The sequence below is a fragment of the Mycolicibacter acidiphilus genome, assembly GCF_018455725.1.
GTDB lineage: Bacteria > Actinomycetota > Actinomycetes > Mycobacteriales > Mycobacteriaceae > Mycobacterium > Mycobacterium acidiphilum.
The window spans coordinates 31,746-55,426 of record NZ_JAHCLR010000043.1; the positions used below are offsets into that span (position 1 = coordinate 31,746).

Consider the following 23,681-nt stretch of genomic DNA (forward strand, 5'->3'; position numbering starts at 1 on the left):
GTGCCGGATCCGGCTGGCTCTCCCGATGCTGCTGCTGACGGCGCTGGTGACGCCGTGTCCGGTGCGTGCCGATCCGCCCTCGCCGATGCCGCGGCCGGTGCTGTGGCCGCTGGCCGAGGGGCAGGTGATGCGGATCGGTCCGAGCGCCGGCACCGGAACCGCCACCGCCGACTACGGGATCGGCGCCACCGACCTGTGCGAGTTCATGGAGTTCCCCAGCGCGGTGCTGCAGATCTGCGGGGACTCCTTCGCCGGGCAGGGGGTCGGCTACGGCGGCTGGTATTCGCCGATCGCGCTGCGGGTGGATCCGGACTCGGTCGACGACCCCGCGGGGATCCGCTATGTCGGGGTGAGCGGCGCGCGCCGGCCGCTGCTGGCCGACCCGGCTCCGCCCGGGTGTTCCCAGCTGCCGGCCGGAGTGATCTCGATCAACCGCACCAACTACCTGATGGTGACCACCACCAAGATGCTCAAGCCGCAGACGTCGCGGCTGGTGAAAGCCGACCCGGCGCAGGACGGCTGGCCGACGGTCGCCGGCTCGGTGCGCGACGGGGCCTACCAGGATTCCGGGCAGTCCCAGATCAGCGGCTACTACGACCCGATCCCCACCCCGGAGTCAGCCACCGGATGGGTCTACCTCGTCGCGAACAATTTCGATCGCAGCGCACCGGTCACGCTGTACCGGGTCGCCCCGGCGAAGTTCACCGACCGGTCCGCCTGGCAGGGCTGGGCGGCCGGCGCCGGGTGGGGGCACAAGCCGACGCCGCTGTGGGGGGACCCGGTCGGTGAGCTCAGCCTGCGTCAGGTCGACGGCAAGCCGGTGCTGTCCTACTTCAACGGCACCACCGGCGACATGGAGGTCCGGGTGGCGTACGAGCCGACGCTCCTGGGCAGTGCCCCGGTAACAACCGTGGTGCGGCACGCGGACTGGCCGGAGCCGGCCGAGAATTTGCCGGCACCGTTCGACAACACCCTGGCGCAGCCTTACGGCGGCTACATCTCGCCGGGATCCACCCTCGATGAGCTGCGGATTTTCGTCAGCCAATGGAACACCACGCCGCGGGAGCGGGCGCCGTACCGGGTGATCCAGTTCGCGGTGAACCCGTTCAAGCCGTGGTCGTGACGCCAACCGGCCCGGTTGTTCCTGGCAGATTCCGTACAGTCCAGCTCTCAAATTGACCTCAACATACCGAGAGTCATAGTTTCTCTGAGGTTCCAGGGAGAACCGCGACGAAAGGTATCTGGGGGATAATCATGGTTCAGCGTATGGACGCGCGCCGTAATCACAGCAGCACCGACCGGCAGGGGCCGGGCTTCTCCGTCCGCGGCCTGGCGGCCGCCTCGTCGCTGGCGGCCGGCATCGGCCTGGCCGGACTGGGTGGCGGTATCGCCCCGGCGAACGCCGACTTCGGCTTCGACGACCTGATCGACTTCATCGACCCGGGTGCGATGGCGGGGAACACCGACATCCCGGGCCTGGACTCGTTCGACCCGAGCGCGCTGTCCGGCAGCGCCGAGGTCCCCGGCCTGGACTCCCTCGACCCGAGCGCCGTGTCCGGCAGCGCGGCCGACGGCAGCCTGTTCCAGGACTTCTACCAGGCGCTGCACGGCTTCGAGCAGGACTACATCTCGGAGAACTCGTCGTGGCTGGCCACGATGAACCAGCCGTTCCTGGCGACGATGGACCGCCCGCTGATCGGTAACGGCATCGACGGCACCGAACTGCACCCCGACGGTGGTCAGGGCGGCATCATCTTCGGCGACGGCGGCAACGGTTGGGACTCCACCGTCGCCGGGCACGCCGGTGGCGTCGGCGGGGCCGGCGGCGGCAGCGGTAACGGCGGCGACGGCGGCACCGGCGGCCTGGGCGCCGACGGCGGTGCCGGCGGCGCGGGCGGCTTCATCGGTGACGGCGGCGAGGGCGGTGCCGGTGGTACCGGGGCCACGGGCGGCCTGCTGACCTCGCTGGGGCTGGCCAACTCCAACGGTGGAGCCGGTGGCGTGGGCGGCTCCGGCGGCCTGTTCGGCGGCGACGGTGGCGACGGTGGTGCGGGCGGCGTCGGCGGCCTGGGCTCGACCGGCCAGGCCGGCCTGCTCGGCACCACGCTCACCGCGGCGACCGCCGGTGGCACCGGTGGCGAAGGCGGCGTCGGCGGTGCCGGCGGTGCCGGGACGGGCTTCTTCAGCGACGGCGGTAACGGTGGCGTCGGCGGTGTCGGTGGCCAGGGCGGTACCGGCGGCGAGGGCGGTAGCGGGATGCCCGGCATCCTCAGCGACGGCGGCAAGGGCGGCGACGGTGCGGCCGGTGGTACCGGTGGCGAGGGCGGCGCCGGTGGCGCGGCGGGTCAGGGCGGCTTCTTCGGCCAGTCCGGTGTCGGTGGTGGTGACGGCAACGGCGGGGTCGGCGGCACCGGCGGTGCGGGCGGGACCGGCGGCGCCGGAGCCCTCGGCACGCTCAGCCTCGCGGGCATTACGGTCACCCATGCCGGCAACGGCGGCCTCGGCGGTGACGGCGGTGTCGGCGGCGCGGGTGGTGCGGCGCTGGGGACCGCGACCGGTGGCGCCGGTGGCGTCGGCGGTGCCGGCGGTGACGGTGGCGTCGGCGGCCTGGGTGCCAGCTCGCTGCTCGGCGCCGGCCAGGCCGGTGGCACCGGTGGCGCCGGTGGTGACGGTGCGACCGGCGGCGTCGGTGGCACCTCGGTGGCCGGTGTCGGTGGCGCGGGCGGTGACGGTGGTGCGGCCGGTGACGGCGGCAACGGCGGTAACGGCGGCGCGGCTGTGATCTCCACCGGTGATTCCGGTGGTGCGGGCGGTGCCGGCGGTGCGGCCGGTGACAGCGGTAGCGGCGGTGCCGGCGGCGTCGGCGCCGAGGGCACCGGTGCTGCGGGCGGCGAGGGTGCTGCAGGCAGCGCCGGTGATCCGGGCGCCACCGGACCGAGTGTCGTCAGCCTGCCCGGCGGCAACGCCGGAACCCCGGCTGGTGGCACCACCCCGAGCGACCCGGTGAGCAGCACGGTGGGCGATGTCACCGGCACCGTCACCAGCACGGTGGGCGATGTCACCGGCACCGTCGGCAACACGGTGGGCAATGTGACCGGAACTGTCGACAACACGCTGGGCAATGTCACGGGCACCGTGACCAACACGGTCGGCGGCCTCACCGGCGGCCAGAGCAGCGGCGGTCTGCTCAGCGGTCTCACCAAGACGATCAGTGGCCTGTTCAGCGGCCTCGGCAACCTGCTCAAGTTCTGACCCTGATCCACACCGTCTCGGGCCCATCCGGCGTATCCCGCCGGGTGGGCCCGCGTCGTTGCGCGTATCAGCCGCCTCGCCCATGCTTCAATGGCATAATCAACGTTATGTTCGGCTTGCCCTCGGCACTCCGGGCGAGCCTGCCCGACGTGGCTGCGCCTCGCGAACAGTTGGCTGGGCGGACCATCGAACTCCCCGGTCGCGGCAGCACCTACGTCCTGGACACCGGCCCGGTCAAGGGACCGCGCAAGGCGCCGACGTTCCTGATGCTGCACTCGGTGGCCTGCACCGGCATGCTCACCTGGTATCCGTCTCTGGAGACCATGCGACGCTTCGGCCGGGTCGTGATCTTCGACATGCGCGGCCACGGCGCGGGCATCGCCTCGCCGCGGCTGCTGCTGGAGGACTCCGCCGACGACGCGGTGGCACTCGCCGACGCGCTGGGCATCGACACGTTCATCCCGGTCGGGTTCTCGATGGGATCGCTGGTCGCCCAACTGGCCTGGCGGCGACACCGGCACCGGGTCGACGCGCTGGTGCTCTGCGCGGGTGCGGCGACGTTCGCCGAGGGCCTGCCCATGCGGATCGGCACCAGCCTGTTCGCCGGAGTGCTGGAGGCGTTCAGCCCGCAAGCGGGTGCCCCGGCCGCCCCCGCCGAAGCCGGTGCCGAAGTCCCGCACCCCTACCTGTGGGCGTTCGGCGAATTCCGCGCGACCAGCCCCGGCGCGATGCTGCGCACCCTGGCCGAGATCGTCCGCTTCGACTCACGGTCCTGGCTCGCCGAGATCGACGTGCCCACCGCGGTGCTGATCCCGGCGCGGGACAAGTTCATCTCACCGCGGCACCAGCGCTGGATGGCCGAGCAGATCCCCGGCGCCGAGGTCATCACCGTCGACGCCGGGCACGCCTGCTGCACCCTGGGGCACGAGGCGTTCACCCCGGGACTGCACACCGCGGTCGAGTCGGTGCTGGCCCGCGCGAATGGCCGCCGCCGTCGCCGCCGGGCCACCGCGAGCTGACGCGCCCGATGGCAGGCCCCGCGGACAGTGTCAGCTGGCTGGCGCTGCGCGACGCGGCCTATGTGGACCGGTTGATGCCGCTGCTGCGACTGGCCGTCAAATACTATTTCCGCTCCGATGTGCAAGGGCTGCAGCACATTCCGCCTGGTGGGTCGCTGCTGGTGTCCAATCACTCCGGCGGGATGGTGCCGATGGACGTCCCGGTGGTCGCGGTCGCGTTCCACGACCGGTTCGGTGGCCGGCGACCGTTCTACGTCCTCGCCCACGACGGACTGCTGCTGGCCGGGAGATCGGTGCTGGGCCGGGCCGGGTTCCTGCCCGCCAACCGGGACAACGCACTGGCCGCGCTGCGCTCCGGTGCGACGACGATGGTGTTCCCCGGCGGCGACCACGACGTGTTCCGGCCGACCCGCGACGCCGCCCGCATCGACTTCGCCGGCCACACCGGCTACGTGCGCATCGCCCTGGAGGCCGGGGTGCCGATCGTGCCGGTGGTCAGCATCGGCGGGCAGGAGGAATTCCTGATCCTGTCCCGCGGTGAGTGGCTGGCCCGCCTGCTGCGACTGGACACCCTGCTGCGGCTCAAGGTCTGCCCGATCGTCGTCGGGTTCCCGTTCGGGCTGTCCAGTGGGTTCGCCCCGAACCTGCCGATGCCGTCCAAGATCGTCACCCGCATCCTGGAACCGATCCATCTCGAACGCGAATTCGGACCGGACCCGGTGATCGACGAAGTGGATCACGAGGTGCGCACCCGGATGCAGCGGGCACTGGACGACCTGGCCGCGCACCGCGGATTCCCGGTCATCGGCTGAGACGGCTCAGGGGTTGATGCGGGCCAACAGGTCGGTGCGCACGATCTTCCCGGTTGCATTGCGCGGCAACCGATCCAGCAGCAGGACTTCGCGCGGCACCTTGTAGCCGGCCAAGTTGTCGCGCACGTGCTGCTTGAGTTCGTCGGCGGTGACGGTCGCCCCGGGTCGCGGCACGACGAACGCTGCCAGTCGCTGCCCGAACTGCTCGTCGTCGACGCCGAGCACGGTCGCCTCGGCGACCGCGGGATGCCCGGTCAGCACCTTCTCCACCTCGATCGGGTAGACGTTCTCGCCACCGGAGACGATCATCTCGTCGTCGCGGCCCACCACGTACAGCCGTCCGGCGTCGTCGAGGTAGCCCAGGTCGCCCGACGCCATGAACCCGGCGTGGAAGTCTTTGGTGGTCCCCGAGGTGTACCCGTCGAAACCGGTGGTGTTGTGCACGAAGATCTGGCCGACCTCTCCGATCGGCAGATCGTTGAAATCGGCGTCCAGGATGTGGATCTCGGTGCCCTCGGCCGGGCGGCCCGCGGTGTCGGGGCGCACCCGCAGGTCGGCCGGGGTCGCGGTGGCGATCATGCCGGCCTCGGTGGCGTTGTAGTTGTTGTAGATCACGTCGCCGAACGCATCCATGAACGCCGTCACCACCTCCGGGCGCATCCGCGACCCCGACGCCACCGCCAGCCGCAGCGACCGGCAGTCGTACTTCGCGCGAACGTCAGCGGGCAACTCCATGATCCGGTCGAACATCACCGGCACCACGGAGAGCCCCGTCGCGCGGTAGCGGTCGATCAGCGCCAGCGTCGCCTCCGGGTCGAACCTGCGCTGGGTGACGATCGTGCACGCCAGCGTCGCCGCCATCACCAGCTGCGACCAGCCCCAGGCGTGGAACATCGGCGCCATCACCACCGTGGTCTCCTCGGCCCGGTACGGGGTGCGCTTCAAGGTGGCCGTCAGGTCGCCGATGCCGCCGCCGGATCGCTTGGCGCCCTTCGGTGTTCCGGTGGTCCCGGACGTCAGCAGGATCAGCTTGCCGGTGCGGCCGGGCCGGTGGGGCCGGCTGCCGTCGTGCCCGGCGATCATGCCCTCGACCGTCCACGGCTGCGGATTGTCGGTCCACGCGACGATCCGGGTGGCGTCCGGCAGCCCGGCGAACGCCCGCTCGACGCTTGCGCCGAACTCCTCGTCGTAGATGACGGCATCGGGGGCCTCGCGGGCCACCACCTCGGCCAGCGCCGGACCGGCGAACGAGGTGTTGAGCAGCAGCACGTCGGCGCCGATCCGATTGGCCGCCACCAGCGCCTCGACGAAACCGCGATGGTTGCGGCACATGATCCCGACGACCGCCGGCGCCCCGCCCGGCAGGGCCTGCAGTGCGGCGGCCAGCGCGTCGGCGCGCCGATCCAGCTCCCGCCAGGTCAGCGTGCCCAACTCGTCGATCAGCCCCGGCCGGTCCGGGCACCGCCGTGCCGCGGCGGCGAAACCCGATGTGGTGGACAGGTTCTCGCGTTGCATGGCGGCGATCATCCGCACGTACCGGTCAGGGCGCAGCGGGGCGATCAGCCCGGCCCGGCGCAGCGTTGCCACCATGTCACGAATCCGAGCCAGCCGACCCGCCATCGTCGTCGCCGCCATGGTCTTCGATGCTATCCAGCCCAACAGCAACGCCGCAGCAGGTCAGCGCGGCTAAATTGGTTGGCATCGGCGAGACGAGCGGCGGTGGGCGATGAAACGACTGCACGGCATGGACGCCCTGCTGCTCTACACCGAGACCCCGAACGTGCACACCCACACCATCAAGACCGGCGTCATCGACGTCTCGCACTTCAACGGTGAGTTCACCTTCGACCTGTTCCGCGACCTGCTGTGGCGGCGGCTGCATCTGCTCGAACCGTTCCGCTACCAGCTCGTCGACGTGCCGTGGCACCTGCACCACCCGGTCTGGCTGGAGCACGCCCCGATCGACATGGACTACCACCTGCGCAGCGTCCGGCTGCCCAGCCCGGGTGGGCGCCGCGAACTCGACCGGCTCACCGGGGAGATCGCCAGCACCCCGCTGGACCGGGACCGGCCGCTGTGGGTGATGTACGTGGCGGAGGGCATGGCCGACGGCTCGGTGGCGGTCGTCGTCAAGATCCACCACACCCTGGCGGACGGGGTGGCGTCGGCGAACCTGCTGGCCCGGGCGATGCGGTTCACCGCCACCGCCGAGGACGAACGGGAACCGGCGCCACCGGACGCACCGCCGTCGGCGCGGGCGCTGCTGACGGTGGCGTTCGCCGACCACCTGCGGCGGATCGCCGGGCTGCCGCGGCTGCTGGCCCAGACCGGCGAGGGGGTGTGGCGGCTGCGCAGGGCGGCCCGGCGGCGCGGCCCGCACCCGCAGCTGGCCGGCCGGTTCTCCCCGGCGCCGACGTTCTTCAACCACACGCTGTCGCCGGGGCGGGAGTTCGCCAGTGCCACGCTGGCGCTGGTCGACGTCAAGCAGACCGCGAAGCAGCTCGGGATCAAGATCAACGACCTGGTGCTGGCCACTGCAGCCGGGGCGCTGCGCGAGCTGATGCTGCGCTACGACGGGCGGGCGGACCGGCCGGTGATCGCGTCGGTGCCGGCGAGCCTGGACACCGCGCCGGACCGGCTCTCCGGCAACGAACTGGGTGCGCTGAACGTGTCGCTGCCGGTGCAGGTGGACGACCCGCTGGAGCGGGTGCGGCTGACCTCGCTGGGCGCGCAGTTCGCCAAGGAGGACTTCACGCTGCTGGGGCCGCGGCTGCTGGCGTCCTGGCTGGAATACCTGCCGCCGACCTTCGCGCCGCGACTGTTCCGGTGGCTGTCGGCGCGTAAGTCGCAGAGCCCGCTGCAGAACCTGACGATCTCCAACGTGCCCGGGCCGCGGGAGCGCGGTCATGTCGGCGGCGCGATGTTGCGGGAGTTCTACTCGGTCGGGCCGCTGATCGCCGGCAGCGCCATGAACATCACGGTCTGGAGCTACGTCGACCAGCTCAACATCTCGGTGCTCACCGACGACGTCACCCTGCGCGACGCCCACGAGGTCACCGACGCGATGATCCACGCGTTCACCGAGATCCGCGTCGCAGCGGGCCTTCCCGCCGCGCTGACCAGGGTGGACACCGCGATGGCGGCGGCCGAGGCGATCCGTTAGCGGCGCCCACTCATAGCGGGCGCACAGCTACCACCTAGCGGCGCCGGATGGTTGGTCCCGCATGATGCCAACCATGAGCGAAACACCTGACACGACCACCTCGACACCGCCCGCCGCCCCGGCGAAGCCGTACTGGCTCTACCGGTTCGCCGCGTGGGTCGTCATCGTCGCCGGCATCGTCTTCATCGTCTCGTCGATCTTCTTCGCCGGCGTCTGGGCCAGCGGTGGCGGCTTCCGGGGCGGCGAGGGCCACCACTGCCACCACCACGGCCACCACGGACCCGGCGCGATGTTCCACAAGGGGCACCACGGGTGGGGTCCGATGGACGAGATGGGTCCGGGGCTGATGATGCCCGGCCCGGATGAGCTGCCCGCGACCGCGCCGACACCGCCGGCGCCGCCCGCGCCGCCGGCCCCGCCGGCTCGCCCCGGCCGGTAACCGCCCGGCCCCAGACCCCACGGCCGCCGTCCCTCCCGAAGGGCGGCGGCCGTGGTGTTTGTGCTGTCACAAAACTTGACCGATACCGTACGGGGTATAGTATCAGAGGGGTTCGGAGTCGGGGCTGAGTTCAGCGGAACGGAGCGTGCAGTGGCAAGCAATGTCGTCATCCTGGGTGCCGGTATCGGCGGTCTCAGCGTCGTCCGGGAACTCCGCGACTCCGGCGTGGACCTCGCCGACGTCGACATCACCCTGGTCGCCGAGGACTTCGACCACTACCTGGGATTCACCCTGCCCTGGGTGATGCGCGGCTGGCGCGACGAGCCGAGCGTCCCGATCCGGCCGGCCGCCGACACCCTCGCCGGCATCAGCACCGTCACCGGGTCCGCGTGCGACGTCGACCCCGTCGGGCGCACCGTGGGACTGGCCGACGGCCGGCGCATCGGATTCGACGCACTGGTCATCGCCACCGGAGCCCGCAACGCGATCGACCGGGTGCCCGGCCTCGGCGACGCCGTCGACAGCGGTACGGCGGTGCACTACTACAGTGCCGCCGCAGCGGCCGGCGCGCACCGGGCACTGCAGGCCTTCACCGGCGGCCGGCTGGTCTTCCTGATCACGGCGCTGCCGTACCGCTGCCCGGTCGCCCCCTACGAGGGCACTCTGCTCGCCGCGGATCTGCTGCGCAGCACCGGCGTCCGGGACGCCACCGAGATCGCGATCTACACCCCGGAACGCAACCCGATGCCCTCCGCCGGCCCGCACGCCGGACCGGAACTGGTGAAGATGTTGAACGCCAACGGAATCGGCTTCCACGGCGAACACGACGTCGCACGCATCGACGCCGACGGCCGACTGATCGAATTCCGCGACGGGACGTCGACCGGGTATGACCTGCTGGTGTTCATCCCGCCGCACGAGCCCACCCTCAAACTCGGCGACGCGGACTGGATCGCGGTGGACCCGGTGACCATGGCGACCGAGCACCCGGGGATCTGGGCCGTCGGCGACACCACCGTGATCGCGTCGTCGTCCGGCCACCCACTGCCCAAGGCCGCGACCTTCGCCCGCAACGGCGCCGCGGCGGCCGCCCGCAGCGTGCTGCACCACCTGGGCCGCAGCACGCAGGCCGGGACGCTGTCCGGGCGCGGCTACTGCTACATCGACACCGGCGACCACCGCTCGACCCGCGGCCTCGGCGACTTCTTCGCCCACCCGCACCCCGACATCCGGCTCAGCCCCCCGTCGACCCAGATGTACGCCGACAAACAGCAGGAGGAACGCGACTGGCGTGCCGCCTGGCGCAGCGCCTGAGCCCGGGGGTTCAGCGGCCGATCAGACCAGCGGAATCAGCGTGCCGGGCGGGTACACCTCGCTGCCGGTGACGCTCGGCGACCGGTACTCCACCACCACCTCGTTGGCCGGGCCCTCCACACAGACGCGATCCACCGAGGCGATCAGCCCGTCGGGAGTCTTGAATTGCTGGCCCGGGCGCAGTTGCTCGGCCGGAATACGCTCAACGGACATGTCCGCCCCCTCACGATCGAGTCATCCCACGAAGTCGGGAACCGCTGACAGACCGTGCCGCAGGGACTGGAATCCGGCCGCGAAGTAGGCCGGCCGACCTGGGAAGACGCCCTGTCAGTCTACGTCCCGGGGATCACCCCCGGAGGGCTGAACGCCGGATTGCGCCGGCGGCGGCCCCATCAATGCGCAAGGTGTCGTGGCTGATTCAGCGGCCGCGGGTCTTCGGCCAACCGCGGCTGACGGCTCCACCCCGGGCCTGGCATGATCGTGGCCATGAGCCTGCGCGTCATCTTCTCCGCAGAGTCGACCGCCGCCGGTTACGGCCGCGACGGGGGACAGGTCACCTCCGCGGACGGCCTGATCGACTTCAAAACCGCCCACCCGCGCGAACTCGGCGGGCCGGGCGACGGCATCAACCCCGAGCAACTGTTCTCCGCCGCGTACGCCACCTGCTTCCTCAGCGCGCTGCGGCTGGTGGCCAAGCGCTCGGTCGTCATGCTCGACGAGCACGCCACCGTCACCGTCGCCGTCGGCTTGGGCAAGGACCTCGACGACTCGATCGGGCTGACCGGCACCATCACCGGCTACCTGCCGGGCGTGCCGCAGGGCAAGGCCGACGAGATGATGGCCGAGGCGCACGAGATGTGCCCGTACTCCCGGGCGATCCGCGGCAACTGTGACTTCGCGCTGGTGGCCAAGGTCTAAGCGCGCAATGCGTATCGCCGCGATGCTGGTGGTCGCCGGGCTGGCGGCCGTCCCGGTCGCTCCGGTTGCAATGGCGAAACCGTCCGAACCCGGCGTGGTGTCCTACGCGGTGCTGCCGAAGGGGTCGGTCGGCAACATCGTCGGCGCCCCGATGGGCTGGGAATCGGTGTCCGGCTATCCCTACCAGGGGTACTGGGTGGACGATCCGGTCTGCAACAACTGGGCCGACATCGGGCTGCCGGAGGTCTACAACGACCCCGACCTGGCGTCGTACAACAGCGCGGTCACCCAGACATCGGCCACCGACCAGAACCACCTGGTCAAACAGGCCGTCGGGGTGTTCGCCACCGACGCCGCCGCGACCCGGGCGTTCCACCGCGTCACCGACCGCACCGCCGGCTGTTCCGGGCGGACCACCGCGATGCATCTGGACACCGGCGCCACCCAGGTGTGGTCGTTCGCCGGCGGGCCGGCGGGCGCCGCCGACGCGGCCTGGATCAAACAGGAGGCCGACACCGACCGGCGCTGCTTCAACCAGACCCGGCTGCGGGCGAACGTGCTGCTGCAGGCCAAGGTCTGCCAGACCGGCAACGCCGGGCCGGCGGTGGACGTGCTGGCCGGTGCGATGCAGAACATCCTGGGCCAGTGAGGCGCGAACCCGGGCAGAAATATTGACAGGCGTGGCAGGTTGAAAAGGGTCAGGCCGGGTAGCCGGCACTAACCAGCGGTCCGTGGCACCACGGCGCGGGCCCGGAAGGGTCGATATGGGCTTCGCCACCGCGACGCAGGCGGCACGATCCGATCAGTCCTGCGCCGACGACCCCGAACTGGCCGGGGCGGCCGCGGCCGCCCGGATGATCGCCGACGGCTGCCTGGGCGACGGGCCGGTGGGCACGGTCGGACTGGAGATCGAGGCGCACTGCTTCGACCCGGCCGACCCGCACCGCCGTCCCGGCTGGGCCGAGATCCAGGATGTGCTGCGGACACTGCCGCGGCTGCCCGGCGGCAGCGCGGTCACCGTCGAACCGGGCGGCGCGGTGGAACTGTCCAGCCCGCCGGCCGCCGGACCGGCCGCGGCGATCGCGGCGATGGCCGCCGACCGGGCGGTGCTGCGGGCGGCGTTCGCCGGCGCCGGGCTCGGCCTGGTGCTGCTCGGCACCGACCCGCTGCGGCCCACCCGGCGGATCAACCCCGGCGCGCGCTACGCCGCGATGGAACGCTTCTTCGCCGCCAGCCACACCGGCTCGGCGGGTGCGGCGATGATGACGGCAACGGCATCGGTGCAGGTCAACCTGGACGCCGGGCCGCGATCAGGGTGGGCCGACCGGGTGCGGCTCGCACACGCGCTGGGCCCGGTGATGGTCGCGATCAGCGCCAACTCCCCACTGCTGGGCGGGGAGCCGTCCGGCTGGCGATCCACCCGGCAGCGGGTGTGGAGCCGGCTGGATTCGGCGCGGTGCGGCCCGATCCTCGGTGTCGACGGGACCGACCCTGCCGCCGACTGGGCGCATTACGCGCTGAAAGCGCCGGTGATGCTGGTGCACGCCCCGGACGCCATCCCGGTCACCCGGTACGTGCCGTTCGCCGACTGGGCCGACGGGCGGGTGCTGCTCGGCGATCGCCGTCCGACCGAAGCCGATCTGCGGTATCACCTGACGACGCTGTTCCCGCCGGTGCGTCCACGCGGCTGGCTGGAGATCCGCTACCTCGACAGCGTCGACGACATGCTGTGGCCGGCGATCGTGTTCACGCTGACCGCGCTGCTCGACGAGCCGGACCTAGCGCGTGCCGCCGCGGAGACGGTCGCCCCGGTGGCGACCGCCTGGGACGTCGCGGCGCGGGACGGCCTGGCCGATCGGAGGCTGTACACCGCGGCCAACCGGTTGGTGTCGCTGGCGGCCGAGCGGGCACCGGACACGCTGCGGACGGCCATGGACCGGCTGGCCGGGATGGTCGAATCCGGCCGCTGCCCGGCCGACGACTTCGACGACCGGGTGCGTTCGGTCGGCCTGGTGCCGGCGGTGACCGAACTGGCCGGGGGGTGCGGGTGAACCGGGTGGAGGTGCTGGCCCGCGACCTGGCCCGGGCACGCGAGCGAACCCTGGCACTCGTGGACTTCGACGACGCCGAACTGCACCGCCAGTACGACCCGCTGATGAGCCCGCTGGTCTGGGATCTGGCGCACATCGGTCAGCAGGAGGAACTGTTCCTGCTGCGCGGCGGCGACCCGAACCGGCCCGGGCTGCTGCCGGCTGACGTCGAAGGGCTCTACGACGCGTTCACCCACTCCCGGGCCAGCCGGGTCGACCTGCCGCTGCTCGCCCCGGAGCGCGCCCGAACCTACTGTGCGACCGTCCGATCCAAAGCGCTGGACGCACTCGACGGGCTGCCCGACGGGCTCGGTCACGACTTCGTGTTCGGGTTGATCCTCAGCCACGAGCACCAGCACAACGAGACCATGCTGCAGGCACTGAACCTGCGCACCGGGGCGCCACTGCTGGGTCCGGGCGAGCCGCTGCCGGCCGGGCGGCCCGATGTGGCCGGGGAGTCGGTGCTGGTGCCCGGCGGGGAGTTCGTCCTCGGCGTCGACGCAACCGACGAACCGCACTCGCTGGACAACGAGCGCCCCGCGCACGTCGTCGACGTGCCGGCGTTCCGGATCGGGCGGGTGCCGGTGACCAACGCCGAGTGGCGGATGTTCATCGACGACGGTGGCTACCGGGACGCCCGGTTCTGGACCGAACGCGGCTGGCAGCACCGGGTGGCGGCCGGTCTGACCGCGCCACAGTTCTGGGGCGCCGACCACGACTGCCGACTGCGGTTCGGCCGGTGGGAGGCGCTGCCCGGCGACGAACCGGTGCAGCACGTCAGCTATTTCGAGGCGCAGGCCTACGCGGCGTGGGCCGGCGCCCGGCTGCCCACCGAGATCGAGTGGGAGAAAGCCTGCGCGTGGGATCCGGTGACCCGGACTCGGCGCCGCTACCCGTGGGGAGCGGCGGAACCGACTGCCGCGCTGGCGAATCTGGGCGGCGGGGCGCTGCGCCCGGCACCGGTCGGGGCGTATCCGGCCGGGGCGTCGGCGTACGGGGTCGAGCAGTTGCTCGGCGACGTCTGGGAGTGGACCAGTTCGGAGTTGCAGCCGTGGCCGGGCTTCACCCCGATGATCTATCAGCGCTACACCCAGCCGTTCTTCGGTGGCGACTACCGGGTGCTGCGCGGCGGCTCCTGGGCGGTGGCTCGCGAGATCCTGCGGCCCAGCTTCCGCAACTGGGACCACCCGTACCGGCGGCAGATCTTCGCCGGGGTGCGGCTGGCCTGGTCGGTGGACGGGGCCGACTGATGTGCCGGCACCTGGGATGGCTGGGCACGCCGCGCTCACTGGCCGAGTTGATGCTCGAACCGGCGCACGGCCTGCTGGTGCAGTCCTACGCGCCGCGCCGGCAGCGGCACGGCCTGATGAACGCCGACGGTTGGGGCGCCGGGTTTTTCGACGGGGCTGTGCCGCGGCGCTGGCGCAGCGCCGCCCCGCTGTGGGGCGACGCCTCGTTCGCGTCGGTGGCGCCGGCGCTGAGCAGTCACTGCGTGGTCGCCGCGGTCCGCTCCGCCACCGTCGGCATGCCGGTGGAACCCAGTGCCACCGCGCCGTTCACCGACGGGCGCTGGCTGCTGTCGCACAACGGCGTCGTCGACCGCGGTGTGCTGCCGACCTGCGCCGGCGCCGAATCGGTCTGCGACAGTGCGGTTCTGGCGGCGACCATCTTTGCGCGGGGGATGGCTGCGCTCGGTGCGACGGTCATCGAGGTCGGTGTTGCCGATCCGGCCGCGCGGCTGAACATTCTGGCCGGGGACGGCTCCCGGCTGTTGGCCACCACCTGGGGGGACACGCTGTCGATGCTGCACGGCAACGACGGGGTGGTGCTGGCCAGTGAACCCTACGACGACGACCCGCGCTGGGTGGACATCCCCGACCGGCACCTGGTCGAGGTGACCGCCGGCTCCGTCACCGTCACACCGCTGGAAGGAACTTCATGAGCGTCTCCCTGGCCAACCACCTGGCGGCCGACGCGGCCCGCGCCGCGCTGAGCCGCGACGTCCGGCACGGGCTAACGCAGACACCGAAATCCTTGCCGCCCAAATGGTTCTACGACGACGTCGGCAGTGAGCTGTTCGACCGGATCACCCGGCTGCCGGAGTACTACCCGACCCGGGCGGAGGCGCAGATCCTGCGCGCCCGCTCGGCGGAGATCGCCGCGGCCAGCGGCGCGGACACCCTGGTCGAACTGGGCAGCGGCACCTCGGAGAAGACCCGGCTGCTGCTCGACGCGCTGCGGGCGACGGGAACCTTGCGTCGGTTCGTCCCGTTCGACGTCGACTCGTCGGTGCTGGCGATGGCCGGTGCTGCGATCTCGGAGGACTACCCGGGGATCGAAATCCAGGCTGTCTGCGGCGATTTCGAACAGCACCTGGAAGAGATCCCAGCCGGCGGGCGGCGACTGTTCGTGTTCCTGGGATCCACGATCGGCAACCTCACCCCCGGACCGCGGGCGCGGTTCCTGGCGGCGCTGGCCGCAGTGCTGGCGCCCGGCGACACCCTGTTGCTCGGCACCGACCTGGTCAAGGACACCGGGCGACTGGTGCGCGCCTACGACGACACGGCCGGGGTCACCGCCGCGTTCAACCGCAACGTGCTGGCGGTGGTCAACCGGGAACTCGACGGCGATTTCGACGTCGACGAGTTCGACCACGTGGCCCGGTGGAACGCCGCGGCCGGGCAGATCGAGATGTGGCTGCGGGCGCGCACCGCCCAGCGGGTCCGGATCGGCGACCTGAATTTGACCGTGGACTTCGCCGCCGGCGAGGAGATGCTGACCGAGGTGTCCTGCAAGTTCACCCCCGAGCAGGTGGCCGCCGAACTGGCCGCCGCCGGGTTGCGGCGCAGTCGGTGGTGGACCGACGCCGCCGGTGATTTCGGGCTGTCGCTGGCCGTCAAGTGAGCCTGGCGGCGGATTGGCGGGCCGCCCGCCCGCCGGTCGCCGGGCTGCACCTGGACAGTGCGGCGTGCTCCCGGCAGAGTTTCGCCGCGCTGGCGGCGGCCGCCGCCCACGCCCGCCACGAAGCGGAGGTCGGCGGGTACGTCGCCGCCGAGGCCGCGGCACCCGCGCTGGAGGCGGGGCTGGCGGCGTTCGGCGCCCTGACCGGGATGGCCGGCGCCGACACGGTGTTCACCACCGGCTCGCTCAACGCCCTGGACCTGCTGCTGTCCGGCTGGCCGGGGCGGCGCACGCTGGCCTGCCTGCCCGGCGAGTACGGGCCGAACCTGGCGGTGATGGCCGCCAACGGGTTCCAACGCCGCGAACTGCCGGTGGACGGCGCCGGTCGGCTGCTCATCGACGAGGCCGCCGCCGTGCTGGCGACCGACCCGCCCGACCTGGTGCACCTCACCGCGATCGGCAGCCACCGCGGCGTGGTGCAGCCGCTGCGCGAGATGGCCCCGGTGTGCCGCGTGGCGGGGGTGCCGCTGGTGGTCGACGCCGCCCAGGCGCTGGGGCAGGTCGACTGTGCGGTGGGCGCCGCCGCGGTGTACTCGTCGTCACGCAAATGGCTGGCCGGGCCGCGCGGGGCGGGGGCGCTGGCCGTCACACCGGAGTTGGCGGACCGGCTGCGACCACGCCTGCCGCCGGGGCTCGGGGACGTGGATGTGGCTGCGCGGGTGGGGTTTTCGGTGGCGCTGGGGGAGCACCTGGCCGCCGGGCCGGCCGCCGTGCGGGCCCGGCTGGCCGAGCTGGGCACCCTGACCCGGCAGGTGCTGGAAGCGGCGCCCGGCTGGCGGGTCGTGGAGCCGGTCGATGAACCCAGTGCCATCACCACGCTGGCGCCCACGAACGGCGCCGACCCGGTGGCGGTGCGGGCCCGGCTCATCGCCGAGCATCGCATCGTCACCACCGCCGCCGGGATCGAACGCGCCCCAGGGGAGTTGACGACGCCGGTGCTGCGGATCTCCCCGCACGTCGACACCGTCGCTGAAGATCTGGCGGTGCTCGCGGCCGCGCTGGCCTGACTCAGTCGGCCTTGTGCGCGCTGAGCAGGTAGGCGGGCAGTTTCATCCGGCCCTTCTCATCGGTGCCGTGCGGCGGGAACGCCGGCGCCGGACCGTCGCCGTGCTGGAACGGAGCGATGTTGGCGTGGATGAACGCCGGCCGGATCTCGTCGATCGCGAAGTACTGGCCGACTGCGGCGCGCAGTTCGGCCTCGTCCACCTCGTTGGGCTTGGCCTCCAGGTCGGTGGGGAAGGCGCCCTTGGCGAAGACCAGCACGTAGTAGTGCGCGCCGGGGGCGGCGGCGCGCTGCATGGCACGCAGGTAGCCGTCGCGGCCCTCGACCGGCAGCGAATGGAACAGCGTGCTGTCCATGATCGTGTTGAACCGGCCGTCGTACCCGGTGAGGGTGGTGATGTCGGCCTGCACGAAACTCGCGGTGGTCAGGCCGCGTTCCTGGGCGGCGGCGGTCGCGGCGGCGACTGCGGTCGGCGTCAGGTCGACCCCGACCACGGTGTGACCCTGGGCGGCCAGCGCCAGCGACAGTTCCGCGACGCCGCACCCGGCGTCGAGCACGTCGCTGCGGACCTGGCCCGCCGCGATCACCGCGGCCAACTCCGGCTGCGGTTCACCGATGTTCCACGGCGGCGGCCCCTCGAAGCCACCCTGCCCGCGGTAGACGTCGTCCCAATCCATCACTTCCGGCATGCCCCCGACTGTACCCAGTTCCGGGCTCCCGGTGCCCTCGCCACGGTCCACGAACCGCACCACCGAAACCGCGGGACACGATGAGGTGCGGCGCGATCGCGACGGTCGCAACACTGCCGGTCGCCGTCGCGATGACTGCCGCCGCCGCGGCGCAGGCCACTCGCAGCGAGTATGTCTTCCAGTCGCCGTCGGGCAACATCGTCTGCGATCTGCATGCCACCGACACCGGCCCCGGAGCGTTCGTCTACTGCGTCGTCCGCGACCACAGTTGGTCATCGCCGCTGCCGCCGTCGTACTGCCCCGACGGCCGCCCGCCGGAGACCCTGGTGCTCAACGCCGGCAGTCCCGCCGCGCTCACGTGTCACCCGGCGCCGTGGGCGCCGGCCGCCACCCTCGACTACGGCCAGAGCCGATCGGTGCCGCCCGTCGACTGCGTCAGCCAGCTCACCGGCATCACCTGCAGCGACACCGACACCGGCCACTTCTTCCGGGCGTCGCGCGAGACCTGTCAACTGGGTTGATCGGAAAGAGTGGAGGAACCACCATGTACACCATCGGAAGAATCGCTGCGGGCAGTGCGACCGTGGCCGCAGCGCTCCTGCTCTCGGGCGCCGGGCATGCGCAGGCCGATCCGCGAGGGCCGGATCCGCAGCCGGTCGAACCGGGGGCGGTCGAACCCGATCGCCCGTACCTCCCGGTGGAACCCTGCGACGACGGGTGCGACTGGGTCCGGCCACCGGGGCCCGACGAGCCCGGCCCGATCTTCCTCAACCCGCAGCCGCTGCCGCCGGGTCGTCGGTGATGCCCTGGACGCGGCCCGGGCGCTACCACCGGGACGCTCCGAAGCCGTGGGATAGCCGGGGTGCGTGCTCCGGCTGGGCCATGATGGAGCCGGAGAGGCGGTAATCACCGGGCGACGGGAGGCGGGGACTTGGCTGATTTCGTCGCGTCGATCGACCAGGGCACCACCAGCACCCGATGCATCATCTTCGACCATGACGGGGCCGAGGTGGGCCGTCATCAGCTGGAGCACGAGCAGATCCTGCCGCGGGCCGGCTGGGTGGAGCACGATCCGTTCGAGTTGTGGAACCACACTGCGGCCGTGCTGGTGTCCGCGCTCAACACCACCAAGCTCGTCGCCGCCGACCTGGCGGCGCTCGGCATCGCCAACCAGCGCGAGACGACCGTGGTGTGGAACCGCACCACCGGGCAGCCGTACCACAACGCGATCGTCTGGCAGGACACCCGAACCGACCTGATCGCCGCGCAACTGGAGCGCGACGGCCACGGCGAGGTGATCCGGCGCAAGGCCGGGCTGCCGCCGGCCACCTACTTCTCCGCCGGGAAGCTGCAGTGGATCCTCGACAACGTCGACGGGGTGCGTGAGGCAGCGGAGCGCGGCGAGGCGATCTTCGGGACCTGCGACACCTGGGTGCTGTGGAACCTCACCGGCGGACCGCGCGGCGGGGTGCACCTGACCGACGTCACCAACGCCAGCCGCACCATGCTGATGAACCTGGAGACGCTGGACTGGGACGACGAACTGCTGGCGCTGTTCTCGATTCCCCGGCAGATGCTGCCGCGCATCACCGCGTCGTCGTCGCGACGGGGTCACGGCTTGAGTGTCAGTACCGGCCCGGTCCACGGCGAGGTGCCGATCACCGGCATCCTCGGCGATCAGCAGGCCGCGATGGTCGGCCAGGTGTGTCTGTCGGCGGGTGAGGCCAAGAACACCTACGGCACCGGCAACTTCCTGCTGCTCAACACCGGTGAGCAGATCGTCCGTTCCAACAACGGCCTGCTGACCACGGTGTGCTATCAGTTCGGCGATGCGAAACCCGTTTACGCACTGGAGGGTTCGATCGCGGTCACCGGTTCGGCCGTGCAGTGGCTGCGGGACCAGTTGGGGATCATCAGCGGCGCCACCCAGGTCGAGTCGCTGGCCCGCCAGGTCGAGGACAACGGCGGAATGTACTTCGTGCCGGCGTTCTCCGGGCTGTTCGCGCCGTACTGGCGATCCGATGCCCGCGGTGCGATCGTCGGGATGTCGCGGTTCAACACCAATGCGCACCTGGCCCGCGCCACCCTGGAGGCGATCTGCTACCAGAGCCGGGACGTCGCCGAGGCGATGGAGGCGGATTCCGGTGTGCGCCTTGGGGTTCTGAAGGTCGACGGCGGGATCACCGCCAACCAGCTGTGCATGCAGATCCAGGCCGATGTGCTCGGCGTCGACGTGGTCAAGCCGGTGGTCGCCGAGACCACCGCGCTCGGCGCCGCCTACGCCGCCGGGCTTGGGGTCGGGTTCTGGAAGGGTGAGGCCGATCTGCGGGCGAACTGGCAGGAGGACCGCCGGTGGACGCCGACCTGGACCGCCGACCAGCGTGCCACCGGGTACGCGGGCTGGCGAAAGGCGGTGCAGCGCACCCTCGACTGGGTCGACCTCGACTGACGTCGTCGTGACCCTGCCGCGACGCAGCAGGTCCTCTGTGCCGGCCCGGCGCCGGGGGCTGCGGGCCGCCGGTGTCGTCGCGGTGATTGCGGTCGCCGCGGTCGGCTGGGCGTGGTGGCAGAACCAGGGTTTCGGATCGTCACCGACGTGGCACCCGGAACCGACTGCGGCAGCGGGGAATCCGGCCTACGACACCGCCCGCCGGCAGTTGGAGGCGCTGCCGGTGCAGGGCTGGGACCGGGTGCAGGACTTCAAACGCTACCGGTTCGGTGAGCGCTGGAGCGACGACGTCGACGTCGAGTTCGGGCACAACGGCTGCAACACCCGCGACGACATCCTGCGCCGGGACCTGACCCAGGTGGAACTGCGCCGCGGCACCTGCCTGGTGGCACGCGGCGTCCTGCACGACCCGTACACCGGGCAGACCATCGCATTCGTCCGCGGGCCGGACACGTCCGAATCCGTGCAGGTCGACCATGTGGTGGCGCTGGCCGACGCCTGGTACAAGGGCGCCCGGTCCTGGGACGACACAAGGCGCCGGAACTTCGCCAACGATCCGCGCAACCTGCTCGCGGTCGGCGCCCAACCCAACTTCGACAAGGCGTTTCGTGACGCCGCCGGGTGGCTGCCGCCGAACCGGGCGTTCGAATGTGACTTCGTCGCCCGCCAGGTGGCGGTGAAGACCGACTACGGGCTGTGGGTGTCGGCGAACGAGAAGACCGCGATGCGCCGGGTGCTGCGTAACTGTTGATTTCGGCGCGGTTCTGCTCGCTGAGCGGGCAGAACCGCGCCGAAATCGCCTAATCGGCCTCGCCGAGGATGCCGTAGATCTCCTTGCGGGCGCCGTTGAGGATGCTGACGATGCGCTCCTGCTGTTCGGGCGTGGCGGCCTGAGCCGCTTGCCCCGCCGCGCCGAAGAGTTGGCCCATCGCGGTGCGCAGGCTGAGCTGGCCCGGGTCGGCGTCGTCGGCGATCGCCTCCCAGGGCGGGGTCTCGATCTTCTCGGCGGCCGACCGGCCGTCGTTGGTCAGCTCGAAAAGCCGCTTCTTGCGGTCTGTTTCGCTGCCGCTGATCAGACCCTCATCGACCAGCATCTGCAGGGTGGGGTACACCGAGCCGGGGCTCGGTCGCCACAGTCCCTGACTGCGGTCGGCGATCTGGGAGATGATCTCGTAGCCGTGCATCGGGCGTTCGGCCAGCAGCGCCAGGATCGCGACCCGCACGTCGCCGCGGCGGCTGCGGCCACCGCGCCGGTGTCCGCGGTGCCCGCCCGGACCGAAACCGAAGCCGGGGCCCCCGGGACCGAAACCGGGGCCGAAGCCGGGGCCGAAGCCGGGTCCGAACCCGTGCCGGAAGCCGGGATTGGGGCCGGGACCGAAACCGAAGCCGAGCGGTGGGCAGTGCTCGCCGGTGTGGTCGTGCACCCGTCGGCGGAAGTCACGTCGGGCTTGCCGACGGGCGGCGCGGAGTTGCTCGGGGGCCGGGCCGATCCCGAAATCGCCTGCGGGGAAAGGTCCGTCGGGCGGACCGAAGGGGTTGTTCATCGTCACCTCGTGTTGGAAAAACGGAGCGTCCATCGCTCTCGATACAGTGACGATATATCGAGAGCTATCGAGATGCAACGGTGAGATTGTCAGCCCGGCGGTGCGAACCCGCCCCCGGCCGGCGGCGGTACCGGGTAGGGCAACACCGGGCCGGGGCGCACCCGGGCCAGCGCGCGCTGATGCCGTTCGGCGAGCATCGCGGCCAGCACCGCCTCCGGCGGGGCATCCGGCGGCGGGGGCGGCGAGATCTGCGCCAGCACCTCACCGGAGATCCGATACGCCATCATCTGCCGGGTGTGCGGATCCAATTGCGCTGCCCGGGAAAGGAATTGCCGGGCAACCTCCGCGGATGCCGGTCGCAGGGCAGACAGCTGCAACGACGACGCCCACCACGCCAGCGCCGGTGGCATCGTCGGCGGCGGCACCGGGGTCGGGCCGCGTTCGCTGACCACGACCGTGCCCGCGAAGATGTCGCCGAGGCGTTTACCCCGGGCCGACAGCAAGCTGCTGATCACCGCCGGGCTGCCGACCAGCAACCAGATCTCCAGCACCGCCGCCAGCGCCCGAAACAGCGCCTGACGGAACCGTTCCGGGCTGCCGTCGTCGGAGACCACCCGCAACCCCATCGCGATCTTGCCCAGCGTCCGGCCCCGGGTCACGGTCTCGAAGATCACCGGATATCCCACCAGCAGCAGCACCGTGAAGATGATCAGGATCGCGGCGCTCAGCGCCTCGTCGAACCGGAAGACCGTGAACGACCAGAGCAGCAGTGCGAGGAGGTATCCCGTCGCGACGACGCCGATGTCGATCGCGGCGCTGACCGCCCGCACCGGCAACTGCGCGATCGCGATGTCGAGGACGACGGCGTCGCCGGTCACCAGCGGCGGGTTGCGGTCGGCCATAGCGCAGACGGTACCCGCCGGCCCGGCGCCGATAGGCTCGACGACGTGGACGTCGACGCCTTCACGGTGGCCCATCGCGGCGATTGGGTGCGGCTCGACCAGTTGGTCGGCAACCGACGCCGGCTCACCGGCGCCGAGGTCGATGAACTCGTCGACCTCTACCAGCGGGTGTCCACCCAGCTGTCGGTGCTGCGATCGGCGTCGTCGGAGCCGGCCCTGATCGGTCGGCTGACCGCCCTGGTGGCTCGCTCGCGGGCTGCCGTCACCGGTGCGCACGCCCCGCTGGCCGGCGAGTTCGTCCGATTCTGGACGGTGTCGTTCCCGGTGGTCGCCTACCGGGCCTGGCGGTGGTGGCTGGCGACGGCCGCGGTGTTCCTGGCCGTCGCGGTGGTGATCGGCTGCTGGGTGGCGGGCAACCCCGACGTGCAGGCCGCGATCGGCACGCCCGCCGAGATCGACGAACTGGTCAACCACGATTTCGCTTCGTACTACAGCGACCATCCGGCCGGGTCGTTCGCGCTGCAGGTCTGGGTGAACAACTCCTGGGTGGCGGCACGGGCCATCGCGTTCTCGATCCTGCTGGGGCTGCCGATCCCGTGGCTGCTGTTCAACAACGCCGCGAACCTGGGGGTGGCGCTGGGGCTGATGTTCCACGCCGGGCAGGGCGGATTCATGCTCGGGTTGCTCCTCCCGCACGGCCTGCTGGAGCTCACCGCGGTGTTCCTGGCCGGTGCGGTCGGCATGCGGCTGGGCTGGCTGGTGATCGCGCCCGGCGACCGGCCCCGCGGGCAGGTGCTCGCCGAGCAGGGCCGGGCCGTGGTGGCGGTGGCCGTCGGTCTGGTGGCGGTGCTCGGCGTCTCGGGGCTGATCGAGGCGCTGGTCACGCCGTCCGGGCTGCCCACCTGGTTGCGGATCGCGATCGGGGTGCTGGCCGAGGCGCTGTTCCTGGGCTACGTCGTGCACTTCGGCCGCCGGGCCGCCGCCGCGGGTGAGTCCGGCGACCTCGCCGACGCCCCGGACGTCGTCCCCACCTCCTGAGCTCCCCACCTCCCGAACCCCGCGACCGTGCAGACTTCACCGGCATCCGCCCAGGTCGCGGGCTGTTGCAAAATCGGTAGTTAGGTGA

24 protein-coding genes are annotated in these 23,681 nt (G+C 71.6%); 19 read left to right on the forward strand and 5 right to left on the reverse strand.

All coding sequences use genetic code 11. The annotated features are described in order from the left end of the window. Positions 1–25: 25 nt before the first annotated feature. The 4 genes from KIH27_RS17750 to KIH27_RS17765 all read left to right on the forward strand — a co-directional run bounded on the left by KIH27_RS17750 (position 26) and on the right by KIH27_RS17765 (position 5,083). The gene (locus KIH27_RS17750) at positions 26–1,123 is read left to right on the forward strand and encodes a DUF4185 domain-containing protein (RefSeq protein WP_214094288.1); all 1,098 of its coding nucleotides are present in this window, start codon (positions 26–28) and stop codon (positions 1,121–1,123) included. Between the two features lie 131 nt (positions 1,124–1,254). Further along, the gene (locus tag KIH27_RS17755) at positions 1,255–3,252 is read left to right on the forward strand and encodes a PGRS repeat-containing protein (protein WP_214094289.1); all 1,998 of its coding nucleotides are present in this window, start codon (positions 1,255–1,257) and stop codon (positions 3,250–3,252) included. 149 nt (positions 3,253–3,401) lie between these two features. Continuing rightward, positions 3,402–4,271: an alpha/beta fold hydrolase gene (locus KIH27_RS17760; protein WP_307856927.1), complete on the forward strand. Its 870-nt coding sequence runs from the start codon at positions 3,402–3,404 to the stop codon at positions 4,269–4,271. 8 nt (positions 4,272–4,279) lie between these two features. Further along, a complete protein-coding gene (locus KIH27_RS17765; RefSeq protein ID WP_214094291.1) occupies positions 4,280–5,083 on the forward strand; it encodes a 1-acyl-sn-glycerol-3-phosphate acyltransferase in 804 nt (267 codons plus the stop codon). Between the two features lie 6 nt (positions 5,084–5,089). Here the strand turns inward: KIH27_RS17765 and fadD12 are convergent, their stop codons facing one another. Then, a complete protein-coding gene (gene fadD12 / locus KIH27_RS17770) occupies positions 5,090–6,718 on the reverse strand; it encodes an acyl-CoA ligase FadD12 (RefSeq protein ID WP_250150318.1) in 1,629 nt (542 codons plus the stop codon). 91 nt (positions 6,719–6,809) lie between these two features. Here fadD12 and KIH27_RS17775 point away from each other — a divergent pair, with 91 nt between their 5' ends. The 3 genes from KIH27_RS17775 to KIH27_RS17785 all read left to right on the forward strand — a co-directional run bounded on the left by KIH27_RS17775 (position 6,810) and on the right by KIH27_RS17785 (position 9,999). Next, the gene (locus KIH27_RS17775; protein ID WP_214094292.1) at positions 6,810–8,246 is read left to right on the forward strand and encodes a wax ester/triacylglycerol synthase family O-acyltransferase; all 1,437 of its coding nucleotides are present in this window, start codon (positions 6,810–6,812) and stop codon (positions 8,244–8,246) included. A gap of 73 nt (positions 8,247–8,319) precedes the next feature. Beyond that, the gene (locus tag KIH27_RS17780) at positions 8,320–8,685 is read left to right on the forward strand and encodes a hypothetical protein (RefSeq protein WP_250150319.1); all 366 of its coding nucleotides are present in this window, start codon (positions 8,320–8,322) and stop codon (positions 8,683–8,685) included. Between the two features lie 150 nt (positions 8,686–8,835). Then, positions 8,836–9,999, forward strand: coding sequence for an NAD(P)/FAD-dependent oxidoreductase (locus KIH27_RS17785; RefSeq protein ID WP_214094293.1), 1,164 nt, complete (start codon positions 8,836–8,838; stop codon positions 9,997–9,999). Positions 10,000–10,020: 21 nt separating this feature from the next. Here KIH27_RS17785 and KIH27_RS17790 read toward each other — a convergent pair whose 3' ends face one another. Then, positions 10,021–10,212 (reverse strand): hypothetical protein, encoded by a 192-nt coding sequence (locus KIH27_RS17790; protein WP_214094294.1) that lies wholly within the window; start codon positions 10,210–10,212, stop codon positions 10,021–10,023. 273 nt (positions 10,213–10,485) lie between these two features. Here KIH27_RS17790 and KIH27_RS17795 point away from each other — a divergent pair, with 273 nt between their 5' ends. The 7 genes from KIH27_RS17795 (at position 10,486) to egtE (ending at position 16,975) form a co-directional block, all read left to right on the forward strand. Next, positions 10,486–10,917, forward strand: coding sequence for an Ohr family peroxiredoxin (locus tag KIH27_RS17795; protein WP_214094295.1), 432 nt, complete (start codon positions 10,486–10,488; stop codon positions 10,915–10,917). Between the two features lie 7 nt (positions 10,918–10,924). Continuing rightward, complete coding sequence (locus tag KIH27_RS17800; RefSeq protein WP_214094296.1) at positions 10,925–11,566, forward strand: sensor domain-containing protein; 642 nt, start codon at positions 10,925–10,927, stop codon at positions 11,564–11,566. Between the two features lie 115 nt (positions 11,567–11,681). Then, a complete protein-coding gene (egtA, locus tag KIH27_RS17805; protein ID WP_214094297.1) occupies positions 11,682–12,968 on the forward strand; it encodes an ergothioneine biosynthesis glutamate--cysteine ligase EgtA in 1,287 nt (428 codons plus the stop codon). Continuing rightward, entirely contained in the window at positions 12,965–14,257 is a 1,293-nt protein-coding gene (gene egtB, locus KIH27_RS17810) for an ergothioneine biosynthesis protein EgtB (protein WP_214094298.1), read from the forward strand. Before egtA ends, egtB begins: the two co-directional genes overlap by 4 nt. Further along, a complete protein-coding gene (gene egtC / locus KIH27_RS17815; protein ID WP_214094299.1) occupies positions 14,257–14,949 on the forward strand; it encodes an ergothioneine biosynthesis protein EgtC in 693 nt (230 codons plus the stop codon). The genes egtB and egtC overlap by 1 nt, the downstream gene beginning before the upstream one ends. Further along, the gene (gene egtD, locus KIH27_RS17820; RefSeq protein WP_214094300.1) at positions 14,946–15,911 is read left to right on the forward strand and encodes an L-histidine N(alpha)-methyltransferase; all 966 of its coding nucleotides are present in this window, start codon (positions 14,946–14,948) and stop codon (positions 15,909–15,911) included. Before egtC ends, egtD begins: the two co-directional genes overlap by 4 nt. Next, positions 15,908–16,975 carry an ergothioneine biosynthesis PLP-dependent enzyme EgtE gene (gene egtE / locus KIH27_RS17825; RefSeq protein WP_214094301.1) on the forward strand — a complete coding sequence of 356 codons (1,068 nt, stop codon included), beginning with the start codon at positions 15,908–15,910 and terminating at the stop codon, positions 16,973–16,975. The genes egtD and egtE overlap by 4 nt, the downstream gene beginning before the upstream one ends. Before the next feature lies 1 nt (position 16,976). On the opposite strand, the gene KIH27_RS17830 is transcribed toward egtE, so the two are convergent. Further along, positions 16,977–17,660, reverse strand: a complete 684-nt coding sequence (locus tag KIH27_RS17830) for a class I SAM-dependent methyltransferase (RefSeq protein ID WP_214094302.1) — start codon at positions 17,658–17,660, stop codon at positions 16,977–16,979. Positions 17,661–17,740: 80 nt separating this feature from the next. Between KIH27_RS17830 and KIH27_RS17835 the strand changes: the two genes are divergently transcribed. The 4 genes from KIH27_RS17835 (at position 17,741) to KIH27_RS17850 (ending at position 20,860) form a co-directional block, all read left to right on the forward strand. Next, positions 17,741–18,181, forward strand: a complete 441-nt coding sequence (locus tag KIH27_RS17835) for a hypothetical protein (RefSeq protein WP_214094303.1) — start codon at positions 17,741–17,743, stop codon at positions 18,179–18,181. 62 nt (positions 18,182–18,243) lie between these two features. Then, positions 18,244–18,462 carry a hypothetical protein gene (locus KIH27_RS17840; RefSeq protein ID WP_214094304.1) on the forward strand — a complete coding sequence of 73 codons (219 nt, stop codon included), beginning with the start codon at positions 18,244–18,246 and terminating at the stop codon, positions 18,460–18,462. 129 nt (positions 18,463–18,591) lie between these two features. After that, positions 18,592–20,109 (forward strand): glycerol kinase GlpK, encoded by a 1,518-nt coding sequence (gene glpK, locus KIH27_RS17845; protein WP_214094305.1) that lies wholly within the window; start codon positions 18,592–18,594, stop codon positions 20,107–20,109. A 37-nt stretch (positions 20,110–20,146) separates the two neighbouring features. Further along, positions 20,147–20,860 carry an HNH endonuclease family protein gene (locus KIH27_RS17850; RefSeq protein ID WP_307856928.1) on the forward strand — a complete coding sequence of 238 codons (714 nt, stop codon included), beginning with the start codon at positions 20,147–20,149 and terminating at the stop codon, positions 20,858–20,860. A gap of 49 nt (positions 20,861–20,909) precedes the next feature. Here KIH27_RS17850 and KIH27_RS17855 read toward each other — a convergent pair whose 3' ends face one another. Continuing rightward, positions 20,910–21,653, reverse strand: a complete 744-nt coding sequence (locus KIH27_RS17855) for a PadR family transcriptional regulator (RefSeq protein ID WP_214094306.1) — start codon at positions 21,651–21,653, stop codon at positions 20,910–20,912. A gap of 89 nt (positions 21,654–21,742) precedes the next feature. Continuing rightward, positions 21,743–22,555 carry an RDD family protein gene (locus tag KIH27_RS17860; protein ID WP_214094307.1) on the reverse strand — a complete coding sequence of 271 codons (813 nt, stop codon included), beginning with the start codon at positions 22,553–22,555 and terminating at the stop codon, positions 21,743–21,745. Between the two features lie 45 nt (positions 22,556–22,600). Between KIH27_RS17860 and KIH27_RS17865 the strand changes: the two genes are divergently transcribed. After that, positions 22,601–23,593: a stage II sporulation protein M gene (locus KIH27_RS17865; RefSeq protein WP_214094308.1), complete on the forward strand. Its 993-nt coding sequence runs from the start codon at positions 22,601–22,603 to the stop codon at positions 23,591–23,593. Positions 23,594–23,681 lie beyond the last annotated feature (88 nt).

What these genes read in the sequence shown, in the direction of transcription:
- KIH27_RS17750 (WP_214094288.1), top strand. Translation starts at nt 26, where the DNA reads ATGCTGCTGCTGACGGCGCTGGTGACGCCGTGTCCGGTGCGTGCCGAT.
- KIH27_RS17755 (WP_214094289.1), top strand. Translation starts at nt 1,255, where the DNA reads ATGGTTCAGCGTATGGACGCGCGCCGTAATCACAGCAGCACCGACCGG.
- KIH27_RS17765 (WP_214094291.1), top strand. Translation starts at nt 4,280, where the DNA reads ATGGCAGGCCCCGCGGACAGTGTCAGCTGGCTGGCGCTGCGCGACGCG.
- fadD12 (WP_250150318.1), bottom strand. Translation starts at nt 6,718, where the DNA reads ATGGCGGCGACGACGATGGCGGGTCGGCTGGCTCGGATTCGTGACATG.
- KIH27_RS17775 (WP_214094292.1), top strand. Translation starts at nt 6,810, where the DNA reads ATGAAACGACTGCACGGCATGGACGCCCTGCTGCTCTACACCGAGACC.
- KIH27_RS17780 (WP_250150319.1), top strand. Translation starts at nt 8,320, where the DNA reads ATGAGCGAAACACCTGACACGACCACCTCGACACCGCCCGCCGCCCCG.
- KIH27_RS17790 (WP_214094294.1), bottom strand. Translation starts at nt 10,212, where the DNA reads ATGTCCGTTGAGCGTATTCCGGCCGAGCAACTGCGCCCGGGCCAGCAA.
- KIH27_RS17795 (WP_214094295.1), top strand. Translation starts at nt 10,486, where the DNA reads ATGAGCCTGCGCGTCATCTTCTCCGCAGAGTCGACCGCCGCCGGTTAC.
- KIH27_RS17800 (WP_214094296.1), top strand. Translation starts at nt 10,925, where the DNA reads ATGCGTATCGCCGCGATGCTGGTGGTCGCCGGGCTGGCGGCCGTCCCG.
- egtA (WP_214094297.1), top strand. Translation starts at nt 11,682, where the DNA reads ATGGGCTTCGCCACCGCGACGCAGGCGGCACGATCCGATCAGTCCTGC.
- egtC (WP_214094299.1), top strand. Translation starts at nt 14,257, where the DNA reads ATGTGCCGGCACCTGGGATGGCTGGGCACGCCGCGCTCACTGGCCGAG.
- egtD (WP_214094300.1), top strand. Translation starts at nt 14,946, where the DNA reads ATGAGCGTCTCCCTGGCCAACCACCTGGCGGCCGACGCGGCCCGCGCC.
- KIH27_RS17830 (WP_214094302.1), bottom strand. Translation starts at nt 17,660, where the DNA reads ATGCCGGAAGTGATGGATTGGGACGACGTCTACCGCGGGCAGGGTGGC.
- KIH27_RS17835 (WP_214094303.1), top strand. Translation starts at nt 17,741, where the DNA reads ATGAGGTGCGGCGCGATCGCGACGGTCGCAACACTGCCGGTCGCCGTC.
- KIH27_RS17855 (WP_214094306.1), bottom strand. Translation starts at nt 21,653, where the DNA reads ATGAACAACCCCTTCGGTCCGCCCGACGGACCTTTCCCCGCAGGCGAT.
- KIH27_RS17860 (WP_214094307.1), bottom strand. Translation starts at nt 22,555, where the DNA reads ATGGCCGACCGCAACCCGCCGCTGGTGACCGGCGACGCCGTCGTCCTC.